11 protein-coding genes are annotated in these 12,861 nt (G+C 40.8%); 9 read left to right on the top strand and 2 right to left on the bottom strand.

Annotated features, from left to right (window positions below):
- Positions 1-32 precede the first annotated feature (32 nt).
- From L4C37_RS12350 to L4C37_RS12340, 3 genes are all read left to right on the top strand, one after another.
- Positions 33-782 carry a helix-turn-helix domain-containing protein gene (locus L4C37_RS12350; RefSeq protein ID WP_137372694.1) on the top strand — a complete coding sequence of 250 codons (750 nt, stop codon included), beginning with the start codon at positions 33-35 and terminating at the stop codon, positions 780-782.
- Between the two features lie 155 nt (positions 783-937).
- A complete protein-coding gene (locus L4C37_RS12345) occupies positions 938-1,165 on the top strand; it encodes a hypothetical protein (RefSeq protein WP_137372693.1) in 228 nt (75 codons plus the stop codon).
- A 244-nt stretch (positions 1,166-1,409) separates the two neighbouring features.
- Positions 1,410-2,471, top strand: a complete 1,062-nt coding sequence (locus tag L4C37_RS12340) for a DUF3187 family protein (protein ID WP_429768753.1) — start codon at positions 1,410-1,412, stop codon at positions 2,469-2,471.
- A 134-nt stretch (positions 2,472-2,605) separates the two neighbouring features.
- Here L4C37_RS12340 and L4C37_RS12335 read toward each other — a convergent pair whose 3' ends face one another.
- On the bottom strand, positions 2,606-3,349 hold the full coding sequence (locus L4C37_RS12335) for a sporulation protein (protein ID WP_429768752.1): 744 nt from the start codon (positions 3,347-3,349) through the stop codon (positions 2,606-2,608).
- A 184-nt stretch (positions 3,350-3,533) separates the two neighbouring features.
- Here L4C37_RS12335 and hutC point away from each other — a divergent pair, with 184 nt between their 5' ends.
- The 6 genes from hutC to L4C37_RS12305 all read left to right on the top strand — a co-directional run bounded on the left by hutC (position 3,534) and on the right by L4C37_RS12305 (position 11,049).
- Positions 3,534-4,247 (top strand): histidine utilization transcriptional repressor HutC, encoded by a 714-nt coding sequence (gene hutC, locus L4C37_RS12330; RefSeq protein WP_273293425.1) that lies wholly within the window; start codon positions 3,534-3,536, stop codon positions 4,245-4,247.
- Positions 4,248-4,361: 114 nt separating this feature from the next.
- Entirely contained in the window at positions 4,362-5,582 is a 1,221-nt protein-coding gene (gene hutI, locus L4C37_RS12325; protein ID WP_429768751.1) for an imidazolonepropionase, read from the top strand.
- Entirely contained in the window at positions 5,575-6,684 is a 1,110-nt protein-coding gene (locus tag L4C37_RS12320; RefSeq protein ID WP_429768750.1) for an arginase family protein, read from the top strand. Before hutI ends, L4C37_RS12320 begins: the two co-directional genes overlap by 8 nt.
- 104 nt (positions 6,685-6,788) lie before the next feature.
- Entirely contained in the window at positions 6,789-8,483 is a 1,695-nt protein-coding gene (hutU, locus tag L4C37_RS12315; RefSeq protein WP_429768749.1) for a urocanate hydratase, read from the top strand.
- Between the two features lie 17 nt (positions 8,484-8,500).
- Positions 8,501-10,033 carry a histidine ammonia-lyase gene (gene hutH / locus L4C37_RS12310; RefSeq protein WP_273293430.1) on the top strand — a complete coding sequence of 511 codons (1,533 nt, stop codon included), beginning with the start codon at positions 8,501-8,503 and terminating at the stop codon, positions 10,031-10,033.
- A gap of 290 nt (positions 10,034-10,323) precedes the next feature.
- On the top strand, positions 10,324-11,049 hold the full coding sequence (locus L4C37_RS12305; RefSeq protein ID WP_137372686.1) for a DUF3581 domain-containing protein: 726 nt from the start codon (positions 10,324-10,326) through the stop codon (positions 11,047-11,049).
- Positions 11,050-11,140: 91 nt separating this feature from the next.
- Here the strand turns inward: L4C37_RS12305 and L4C37_RS12300 are convergent, their stop codons facing one another.
- A complete protein-coding gene (locus tag L4C37_RS12300) occupies positions 11,141-12,754 on the bottom strand; it encodes a S1 family peptidase (RefSeq protein WP_429768748.1) in 1,614 nt (537 codons plus the stop codon).
- Between the last annotated feature and the right edge of the window lie 107 nt (positions 12,755-12,861).

The following is a 12,861-nucleotide window of genomic DNA, read 5'->3' as shown; positions in this document are numbered from 1 at the left end:
TTTAATGGGTTTTATAAATATATAGAGTCGATATGCCTGCCGGTACAAAATTTGTCATTAAAGAACTAAAAAAACAGCTCAAACTACATGAAATTCAATATCAAGACATTGCCGTCCAATTGGATCTAAGTGAAGGCTCAGTTAAACGTCTTCTGGCTGATGGAAGTAATATCAGTTTGTCTAGGCTAAACAGAATTTGCGAACTGATGCAGTTCGATTTAGCGGAACTGTTTCGACTCGCTTCTCTATCGACAACGGGGCTGCAAACACTAACTCTCGCTCAAGAACAGAACATCGTTGACGATAAAGCATTACTAATGGTCTCTGTGTGCGTAATGAACGGTTTCAAATTTCATGAAATATTGGATCGTTACAATATAAATAAAAGCATGTTAATCCAAAAGCTTGCTGAACTTGATCGCATTGGGATTATTGAATTATTGCCTGAGAATCGTATTCGATTGTTACTTTCCCCTACTTTTAATTGGATTGCAGGCGGTCCGATTCAATCTTTCTTCCTTAACGAAGTCTTACCACAATTTTTTAATAGCCATTTTGATCGACAAGATGAAAAATTAGTCATGGCAACTGGGCTTATGTCTCCTCATACCAACCAAAAATTTCAGAAGAAAATTCAAAAGCTGATTGATGATTTCCATGAAGAATGCCAAGACGACTCTAAGCTTGACATAAAAGACAGGAATGGCACCTCAATTGTCATCGCTTTAAGGCGTTGGCATTTCGATATGTTCGATACTATTGGTTCTATCAACGGCAAGTAACATAATATGCGACTTCAAGTTTCAACATTATAAACTTGAATGTTTGAGCTTTAATTATAACTAATACAGATGCATTGTTACCTCACAGGTCAGAGGAGATGCATTCTAAATACTTTATCTCCTTTACATAGATTACATAGATAAAGGACGAAACTATGAACATTTTTAATAAGTTACTATTAGCTACTATCGCATTAACTTCTACTGTTGGATGTACAAGTACACGATATGCTCCAAATTTGATGATTGCTTCACCGATCAAAAGCATTAACTTAGCCCCTACCATCAACACCCTTACTAATGTAACTAAAGCGCTTACTCCAGTGATTCTCACTTTGGCGCAACCTGTCGTCATTTCACCTAAGATTGTTCTTTCTAATTAACGATTTAATTAATAAGCTATTGATAGCTTTCCGCCTCGGGAAAGCTATCGAACAGAACTTTCAACTGCCTCACTCTCCTTTCTAAATACCCTCTATTTACACGCCTCTTTCAATTGACGCCCCAAATTTCGGTCTACTAGCAACATATAGATACTAAGAAACAGTTTACGTAATTAATTAGATATCTATCATTTATCTAACTAGACTTTTCATATTAGTAATTATGCTTTGCATGGAGGCTAGTATGAGAAAAGTCGTTGAGTCGGATTATGATTTGATTACTCTCGATATAAACAAGATGACACTTCACATCAGGCATTTCATCTTCGCGGCACTATCCTTTTTCTACACAAGCCAAAGTTTTGCGATTGACGAGCTATCAGCCTCCGAGCCACATTCAACACCAAATTTTGGTCCGTTACTCAGTTACGCTCAAGCTCCTCTTCAAACAAACAGCCTCACCCCCCAACTACGTTCCGGTTATTCGATGGAAAACGGTTCAACTGAGGTGTATTCAGCTTTAACAGCTGCAAGTATTTGGATAAAAACTCGTGACTACCGAGCCGATTATTATCAAAATCAACTTTTCATCGGTACGAAATGGCAAGCTACACCTCAACTTCAGTTAGACCTCCACTACCGTTGGAACTACGCCTCAAATAATTATTTAGATGGTCCAATTGAAGGTTTCCATGACTTCTTTAGCATCCAACATAATGGCAGGGATCAAGTCGATGATCATCAGTTCAATATTGCTGTACCAAAGTACAATATCAGGGTGGATGATTTTGAAGGGGATACTATAAGTAGTGCATTCACCTTTTATGCGCAGTACCAACTAATAGCAGTTGAACATCATGGCTTATCTGCTGGGACATCAATTTTTTATAACCGAGTGCCAAACGGTGCATTTGAAGGTCACCAACTAGAACAATCTCTTCAATTAAATTATGAATTCAGAGTGGCTGACCATAGTTTGTTCACCAATATGGGTGTGGTATATCAATATGATGCGCAAACCATTGGAGATTTACCACACAATACTTTGAGGTATTCTTGGGCGGGAGGCTATCAATTTCAGTTTATAGAAAATCACGAACTTCATCTTGAGTATCGTTTATATGAAGGAGCAGAAAATGGGATCTCTGATCTATCTTTTGCTGTGCATGAAATACTAGCAGGTTACCGGTATCGAATGGGAAATTCGGCGATTGAGTTACTATTTGTAGAGAATGTCGTGAATATGGATAACTCTACTGATATTGCCTTTCAAATAGGATATCGATACCAATTCCGAAGTAACTGAACCCTGACTTCTAGGATATTTTAGTTACTCTTTTAATATTAGCGTTGGCGAGAGTACAGCTTTATAAGTGTGTCTCTTGATGACTTTGAAAATAATAAGAGAGCTGTGAACAGCCCTCTAAATCGATGGCATATTTAAACACTAAGCACTCTTGAAACTGCATTGCGAATATCAGAGTCTGAAGCATTAACAGGCAAGCTGAATGAAATAAATTGATCACCACGGAAGCTCATTGAGCGATCAACTTCAGCTAAACAATGAATCACCTGCCCTTCCACAATAAATGAAAGCTCAATCTCTTTTGTGTTAACGAAGCCACCTGAACGGAATTCGATTTCTTGGTAACAACCAGAGCGTGAAGCAAAAGTATTGCCATTAAGGAAACCTTTCTCAACGTCAGCTTTTACCATCGACATACCAGACGCTTCAATCGCTTCGATGACTTTCGCTACAACCGGTAAAGGTTTCACTACAACAAAATCACGATCTTTCGGATCAATCGCAAAATCAATGTCTAACGTTGTTTCTACCCAAACATGGCTTTGATTCTTTAATGCATTTAGAGCGGTTACTGGTGTTTCATCATTAAGCAACATTCTAAATGGTACTTGCTTTGTTTCACCTGGTTGAATAACAAATGCGTCTACTGCCTGAATTCTGCCAAGCGAAAAATTTTCATAACTGGTGCTGTCTTCTGTTTCCACTTTTACTTCAGTATTAAGAACGATGTTAATCGCATCAATCTGCTGCTCCACATCACCACCAACAATATTGACGGTTCCAGACAATTCACCGCCTTGGAATACTTCAATGCTGTCTAACACAGTGTCTACTTTCGCTGCACCAATACCTAATGACGCTTTCAGTTTGTTAAGCATAACTTTTCCTTTCTAATTCTATGTTTTTCATAACACTTTTATCCGCTACAAAATATCCTTACTCATTCACTCTTAGCAAGTTATTTACAGCATTTATAAGAGCAGGGCTGACATTAACAGTGAAAATATTGTAATTAATAATGAATCAGTTACTCTAATTGTATAGTCAATTAGGCGTTAACTTATGACCAATAAACCGTTATACCTACAAATCAAATCCTTTATAGACACTAAAATTGAGAGTGGTCACTGGCCTGTTGGTCATAAGATCACAACCGAACTAGAACTGACGGAGCAATTTAATGTAAGTCGGATGACGGTAAACAAAGCCATTCGTGATTTAGTTAGCGAAGGGAAATTAATAAGGAAGCCAAGGCTTGGAACCTTTGTCTGCTCACCAACTGAAAAAGCAGAATCTCCGCTTCTCGATATTAATAATATATCTCAGGAAGTAAGGGCTCGTGGTCAGGTATATAAGAATACAGTCCTCAGTCAGATACAAACACATGCTGATGAAACCACAGCAACACGCCTAGGCATCATGCTGAATTCTAAAGTTTTTTATAGTGAAATAATTCACTATGCTGATGATAAGCCCATACAACTAGAAGTTCGCTGGGTAAACATTCATTCAGTGCCTGACTATTTAACACAAGATTTTTCCAAGAAAACACCCAATCAGTATCTCTCAGAAACTTGCCCTTTGACGGCAATTGAGCATACGGTTGAGGCGATCATTCCGGATGAAAAAATCAAAGAAACTCTTCAGTTATCTAGCACAGAACCTTGTTTACTGTTGAACAGAAGAACATGGAGTAAAGATCGCTTAATTAGCTTTGCATTACTCTATCACCCGGGCTCTAAATACAAATTAAGCTCTAAAGTATTGCTCGATTAAAGCATTTCATTCTATTTATTGATCACATATTCGTAACATCAACTTGATCCAAACTCATTTTTAACCTATTTATTTGTATATACATTTAAACAATCCAAATACTTTAGGTTAAAAATGAATTTGATACTAAAAAATGCACGCATAGTTTCAATGTCTAAAGGGACTGAAGGATACCTTCCTTCGCAGCCAATGACTGTTGTTATCAGTTCTGGAAAAATTGAATCTATCTCTAGTCATGCTGATGTATCAATTCCTGACCTTAACGCTCAATATCCCGTCATTGACTGCCAAAATAGAGTACTGACACCAGGCTTAATTGACTGTCACACGCATCTTGTTTTTGCTGGTAATCGGTCAAATGAATTTGAAATGCGCCTTAACGGAGTGCCATATCAAACTATTGCAAAACAAGGTGGCGGCATTCTTTCAACCGTCAAAGCCACCCGAAATGCCTCTGAAAGTGAGTTAATAGAACTTGCCTTGCCAAGACTAGAAGGTCTAACTCGAAGTGGTGTCACCAGTGTTGAAGTAAAATCTGGTTATGGTCTAACGCTTGATGATGAACTCAAAATGCTTAGGGCAGCAAAAGCGCTAGAAGATCACAAACGAATTAAAGTCAGCACTACTTTACTTGCAGCCCATGCTCTGCCACCTGAATACGCAGGTAAGCCTGATAAATATATCGACTATGTTTGCCAAGAAATTATTCCAGCAGCAGCTCAAGAAAACCTTGCAGATTCAGTAGACGTTTTTTGTGAATCCATTGGCTTTAATTTAGAGCAAACCGAAAAAGTCTTTTGTGCCGCTAAAGCCAATGGTCTTGCCATTAAAGGACACACTGAGCAGCTTTCTAACTTAGGTGGTAGTGCATTAGCTGCCAGCTATAACGCACTGTCCGTCGACCATATTGAGTATCTTGATAGTGATGGTGTCAATGCGCTTGCCAACAGTAATACTGTCGCAACTTTGCTACCCGGTGCTTTTTACTTTTTGCGTGAAACACAACTGCCTCCCATTCAATTACTCCGCGAGAAAGATATTCCAATGGCTATCGCCACTGACTTTAACCCTGGGACATCCCCGTTCGCCGACCTTACTTTGATGATGAATATGGGCTGCACTTTATTTGGTCTCACCCCAGAAGAAACGCTTCGCGGTGTTACATGCCATGCAGCCAAAGCAATCGGTCATCCTCAAACTAGAGGACGTTTAGAAGTAGGAATGGAGGCTGATATTTCTATTTGGGATATCGAACACCCTGCTGACTTAAGCTATCAAGTAGGTGTTCCAAGGCTCTTCAAACGTATTGTTAATGGGGTGATTTGTCATGACTGATTTACCTAACGGACACAAAGCAGATATAGATTTACCGACAACACAACACAATTTCACATGGCAAGGTCGCCATGATGCAGAAGATGGTGATCAAGGCACTCGTCTTCACCACATCACGCAGATAAAGTGTGTTTCCGACCTTACTAAAAATGAAGACAGTCAAGCTAGTATGCCAGTTTCAATTTTAGGCTTTGCAAGCGATGCTGGCGTAGCAAGAAACAAAGGAAGAATTGGTGCAAAACAAGCACCAAATTTAATCCGTCAAGCTTTAGCCAATATGGCTTGGCATCAAGATTCGCCAATCTTTGATTTAGGGGACATAGAATGTGAAGAAGATGAACTTGAGTCCAGCCAAAAGCAATGTGCCAACGTAATCGCTCATGCTCTGGAAAAGACTAAAGTCATTACTCTCGGTGGAGGGCATGAAGTTGCTTGGGCTTCCTTTCAAGGGCTTTCGCAATACATACTGGGTCAACAAAACTTTTTGGGCAAGCAAAGCTCACTTGATAAACAAGGGACTCTAGCTAGAAATAGTTCCCAAGAAGTCACTCAACCAAAGATTGGTATCATTAACTTTGATGCTCATTTTGACCTAAGAGCTTTTGATAGTGATATCGCACAAGTAAAGCCGAGCTCAGGCACTCCATTTAACCAAATTCAGCATTTCTGTCAGCAGCATGGCTGGCCATTTAACTATGCATGCTTGGGAGTAAGCCGAGCTAGCAACACCGCCGCATTATTTGAAAAAGCCAATGACCTTGGTGTGTGGTATTTAGAAGATAGTGAGTTATCACTCCCAAATACCAACAAACATTTGGCTCAGCTAGAACACTTCATTGGTGAGTGTGATCTTATCTACCTCACCATTGATTTAGATGTGTTTCCTGCAGCAACAGCTCCGGGAGTCAGCGCTCCAGCTGCGCGAGGAGTCAGTTACGATAGTATCGCTCCCCTATTCACTCGAATATTGCAGGAAAAATCAAAACTCTTGATCGCAGATATCGCCGAATACAATCCAAATTTCGACATAGATGGGCAAACCGCGCGTTTAGCTGCTCGACTATGTTGGGATATCGTCAATGCAATGCAAAACAAAGAATAAACCTACAAGTTTCATTTACTTATAAAACGATCATCAATGCATCGTTAATTCATCATTTATAAAAATAACGACATAAACCAATACGTGAAAATAAGGAGTTTCAAATGACGGATCATCACTCTAGTGACCCTCGCCTCGATACAACTCGTGAAATCCGAGCACCACATGGTACAAAACTACGAGCTAAATCGTGGTTAACCGAAGCGCCTCTGCGTATGTTAATGAACAATTTAGACCCGGATGTAGCAGAACACCCACACGCTCTTGTGGTATACGGCGGTATTGGTCGCGCTGCTCGAGATTGGAAATGTTACGACAAAATTGTAGAGGTACTTGAGCGACTAGAAGATGACCAAACTCTGCTGGTTCAATCAGGTAAACCGGTTGGTGTATATCCAACACATAAAAATGCACCGCGCGTACTCATTGCAAATTCAAACCTTGTGCCGCACTGGGCAAATTGGGAGCATTTCAATGAGCTAGATAAAGAAGGCTTGATGATGTATGGGCAAATGACCGCGGGAAGCTGGATCTACATTGGCTCTCAAGGGATTGTCCAAGGTACTTATGAAACATTTGTAGCGATTGCTAAAAAGCACTTCCAAGGTCAAGCGCAAGGTAAATGGGTACTAACTGGTGGGCTTGGTGGCATGGGTGGTGCTCAACCTTTAGCAGCAACGATGGCTGGTTTTTCGATGATCGCAGTTGAATGTGATGAATCTCGTATCGATTACCGACTTCGTACTGGCTATGTGGATAAAAAAGCCACCAGTTTAGATGAAGCAATAGCAATGATTACAGAGTCAGACACACCGATTTCAGTTGGTCTTCTCGGTAATGCGGCTGATGTATTCCCTGAACTTGTAGAACGTAATATCACTCCAGATGTGGTAACCGATCAAACTTCAGCTCATGATCCTCTAAATGGTTATCTACCACAAGGTTGGTCAATGGAGAAAGCAGCACAAGAGCGCTTAGCTGACGAAGCTAAAGTCGTTAAAGCGGCAAAGCAATCTATGGCAATTCAAGTTCAAGCAATGCTAGATCTTCAATATAAAGGCGCAGCAACCGTTGATTACGGCAATAACATTCGCCAAATGGCATTAGAAGAAGGTGTCGAGAATGCCTTTGATTTCCCAGGTTTCGTCCCGGCCTATATAAGACCTTTATTTTGCGAAGGCATTGGTCCATTCCGTTGGGCTGCTTTATCTGGCGATCCTGAAGATATCTATAAAACAGACCAAAAAGTGAAAGAACTCATTCCAGACAACCCGCATTTACATAACTGGCTAGATATGGCCCGTGAACGTATTCAGTTCCAAGGCTTACCGGCTCGTATTTGTTGGGTTGGATTAAAAGATCGTGAACGTCTAGGACAAGCCTTCAATGAAATGGTAAAGAATGGTGAGCTTAAAGCGCCCGTTGTGATTGGGCGTGACCATTTAGATTCAGGTTCTGTTGCAAGTCCTAACCGAGAAACAGAAGGCATGATGGACGGTTCAGATGCGGTATCAGATTGGCCACTACTGAATGCCCTTCTTAACACAGCGGGTGGCGCAACATGGGTATCACTTCACCATGGCGGTGGAGTTGGTATGGGCTTCTCTCAACACTCAGGAATGGTTATTTGTTGTGATGGCTCCGATGACGCTTCACAGCGCATTGCACGTGTTTTACATAATGACCCAGCAACAGGTGTCATGCGTCATGCTGATGCCGGTTATGACATTGCAAAACAATGCGCGAAAGACCAAAAACTTGATTTACCAATGCTAAACGAAGAACTAAGCCGCCTTTAATGTCTGGAGATGAAAACATGTTGAATTTACTACTAAAACCTGGGCAGCTAGGCCTTCCTGAACTTCGTAAAATTAGCCGTAGTCCGGTCAATCTATCTCTAGACCCTGCCGCTATTCCAGATATCGAAGCTAGCATGAAAGTGGTCGAGCAAGTCATTGCTGAAGATCGCACCGTTTATGGTATTAATACCGGTTTTGGCTTATTGGCTAATACTAAGATTGCCCCTGAAGATTTAGAAACCTTGCAAAAAAGCATTGTACTTTCTCATGCTGCAGGCATTGGCAAACTCATGTCAGACGAAACCGTTCGCCTGATGATGGTGCTAAAAATTAATAGCCTTTCACGCGGCTATTCGGGTATTCGTCTTAAAGTAATTAATGCCTTGATTGACTTGGTTAACGCACAGGTTTACCCGTGTGTGCCACAAAAAGGTTCAGTTGGCGCATCTGGTGACTTAGCGCCTCTTGCACACATGAGCACTGTATTACTTGGTGAAGGTGAAGCTCGCCATAATGGGAAAATCATTTCGGGTTTAGAAGCCATGCAGATTGCAGGGTTAGAACCGATCACGCTAGCACCAAAAGAAGGGCTTGCTCTGTTAAATGGTACGCAAGCTTCAACTGCATTTGCTTTAGAAGGTTTGTTTGCGAGTGAAGACCTTTTTGCATCGGCAACCGTGTGCGGTGCAATGTCGGTTGATGCTGCACTTGGTAGCCGACGTCCATTTGATCCACGAATCCACCGTGTACGTGGTCATAGAGGACAAATGGATGCTGCTATGGCGTACCGCTATATGCTTGATCAAAACAGTGAGATTGGTGAATCACACACTGCTTGTGAAAAAGTGCAAGACCCTTACTCACTACGGTGCCAACCTCAAGTCATGGGTGCTTGCTTACAGCAGATAAGAAATTCCGCCGACATTCTACAAGTCGAAGCGAATTCTGTGTCTGATAATCCACTCGTATTTGCAGATGATGGAGACATTATTTCTGGGGGTAATTTCCATGCAGAACCCGTTGCTATGGCGGCGGATAATCTAGCTTTAGCTATTGCAGAAATGGGCAGCCTTTCTGAACGTCGCATGGCTTTGCTTATCGATAGTGCTCTAAGTAAGCTTCCCCCTTTCCTTGTTGATAATGGCGGGGTTAATTCAGGCTTTATGATTGCTCAAGTAACTGCGGCGGCGCTTGCTAGTGAAAATAAAACACTCGCTCACCCTGCCTCTGTTGACAGTTTACCGACATCTGCGAACCAAGAAGATCATGTTTCTATGGCAACTTTCGCAGGTCGTCGTCTACGTGATATGAGTGAGAATACTCGAGGAATTTTAGCGGTAGAGTACTTATCGGCAGCTCAAGGTATCGACTTCAGAGCACCGAATAAGTCCTCTGCTCGAATTGAAGAAGCTAAACAGATTTTACGTGAGAAGGTAAGCTTCTATGATAAAGATCGATACTTCGCTCCGGATATCGAAAAAGCCAACTTACTACTAAAGCTTTCAGTCCATAACCATCTCATGCCTGAGGGACTGATGTGCAGCTTCTAGCCTCTAGCCTCTAGCCTCTAGCCTCTAGCCTCTAGCGGGTATTCAACCACTATCTAGTAATGATCGAATACCCTGGCAGCATAATATATGAGGGCTATTTTTAGCCCTTTCTAACAAATATAAACACCAGCTATCATTAAAAAATTATTTTACACGTTATAGGCATCTCACATATTTAGAAAATCACCATATTAAATAGTCACTTATGCAACCTTACCAACTGGATAGACCATTGAAATGACCATTGTTGGATATAATCCGCCGCAGATTTGATTACTAATAGCGATTCTATGTTTCTGACACCGTATTTTTCGACTCAAGACAACCAATTCCAATTCACTCGTGAACAAGCAAGCCACTTTGCAAAAAAAGTAGCCGCTGACTTCAATCCAATACACGACGAAGACAATAAACGTTTTTGCGTACCGGGTGATCTTCTGTTCGCTGTACTTCTGAAAAAAGAAGGCATTAGCCAAAAAATGCGTTTCAAGTTTTCTGGGATGGTTAATGATGGGATTGCTTTAAGAGTTGATGATAAGTGCAATACTGAAAGTGCGTTAATCGATAATAACGGAAAAGAATACCTTCATATGAGCTCTGAAGGTGAAAAGAGCCATGACCCTGCATTCATAGAGCATGTAGTAACAAATTATGTGCAATTTTCAGGCATGAACTTTCCTCACATCATGGTTCCTCTTATGGAAGAACAACAAATGATGATCAATTGCCAACGTCCTCTGGTTATTTACGAAAGCATGGAAATTGAATTTTCACGCCTAGACCTGACTAACCCTGAACTTACTTTTTCTGGTGCAACATTCGATGTTGATGGGAAACGTGGCGTGGTAACACTGAACTTTGATTTCAAAGAAGATGGTGAAGTAGTTGGCACTGGAATTAAGCGTATGGTTGCAAGTGGTCTTAAGCCATATGATCAAGCATCTGTTGATGACTTAGTGAATCGATTCAACGAACGTAAAGAAATGTTCCTAGCGCAGTTCGCTGCCGCTGCTTAATGCTTAATGCTTAATGCTTAATGCTTAATGCTTAAGAATAGAATCAAAAAAGGTCTACTTACTAAGTAGACCTTTTTCATTTAACTCAATTTTATTTAGTTATACGTGAGCGAATACTTCTTAACACGGTAAAACCAAATATCATAAACAAGCCATAAAGACCAAATGTACCGCCGCTACTTGAGCTTCTTGCTACGTTATCACCACCTTGTGAGCTATCAGAGCTTTCTGTAAGCTGGAAATCTAAAAGCCTAACGTCATCCGTTCCTCGAGATAAACTTAAATCTTTTTCATAAAAAACCACAATAGTATTTAGCTTTTTAGAAAGGTATATATCCTGCGATTCTACTAGTTCCCCCGACATTTGAGCGACTTGAGTACCATTTGCATATAGCTTCATAAAATCAGCACCGCTTTCAGTCGATACACCGATTTGTATTGTTAATCTACCTCTTGGAACACCTTCGATAATTAATGCCGTTTTCTCATTATCACCAATTTCTGAAGAAGCAATGTAACCATCTCTAGATTCCCACTGTGCCGTATTAAATACACCAGAATTCGTAATATCAACTAAGCTGCTTACACTTTGCACCGCCGTTGTTGCACCAATAAATGAAGCTTTCGATTTCACTTTAGAATACAAAGGATGATCCGTTGTAAGCTCAATATTAATAGAGTCGAAATCAAGCTTCGTTACATTAAAATCAACCGTAACTTGGCAAGTTTCACCCACTAGTAAATTTGAACAATTTGAACTTTGAACAGCTAAACCCGAAGTTTCAAAAATGTTACTAATCTTAATTGCGACATCGGTATTATTCGTATAGTCAAAGGTATGAGTATTTGAACCCGGTGGTTTTACTCCTAAATCTTTTTGTTGGTTGTAACTAAAACCACCAGTAGCTGTAGCAATCCAATCCGTAAAGTGGCTCAAGTTCGTATAAACGCCGTATGCGTTTTCATCTGCACAGCCGATCCCCCAACTTACGATGCCAAGTTGTTTTGTCGTTCCACCATGATTTACAACGATTGGTCCACCGCTGTCACCCTGGCATGAATCATACCCACCTTGTGGAAATCCAGCACAAAATGCGTCATCGCCAATGGATCGGTATAAAGGGTGCGATGCAGTACGACAAACGCTTTGAGAGACAAGGGGAACATTCACTTGATGAAGTTTACTAGAACTGACAAATTGATCAGACTGGTTATTCTGATTACCCCACCCCATCACAGTTAAACTTTCACCTGTTGGTAAATCACTTCTTAAAAATTGATCAGCTAGGGGAATCGCTACTTTTGATGCGGCTTCAGACAGCTCAATTACCGCAATGTCATGACCAGATGATGCAGAGACATAGGACTCATGCGTATAAATATGCTTAACTGCATAACGCGAACCTTCAACATCAGAAGCAGACAGATCCGAAGACCCAACCACCACATCAATGTCTTGTGACTCCAAGCCTTCAGTACAGTGAGCTGCAGTCAAAATATAGCGTTCACCAATAAAACTAGCGCCACAAAATTGACCTTGATACGGGTCTGCGTCTTTCATAACAAGCGCAGCTATAAATGGCCAGCTTCCTTCAGCGGCTTCCGTACCATTGATAATTCTTGAAGAAGCATCTTGTGCAGATACTGACGATAAACCTGCGACCGAAATGCTAAGAGCGAGCAATGTAGCTTGCAAACCTTTCATAACCTAACCTTATATATTTATTATAAATTCAGGTGAAATCTAATTCATACAACAAACACGTAAAAGCTCGCTAATAAATAAATGTGATCCATACTTTATAAATGACA

The sequence above is a fragment of the Vibrio kagoshimensis genome, assembly GCF_050337535.1.
GTDB classification, from domain to species: Bacteria; Pseudomonadota; Gammaproteobacteria; order Enterobacterales; family Vibrionaceae; genus Vibrio; species Vibrio gallaecicus.
Note: the sequence above shows the minus strand (reverse complement) of the source record. Positions and strands in the feature narration are given on the sequence as shown.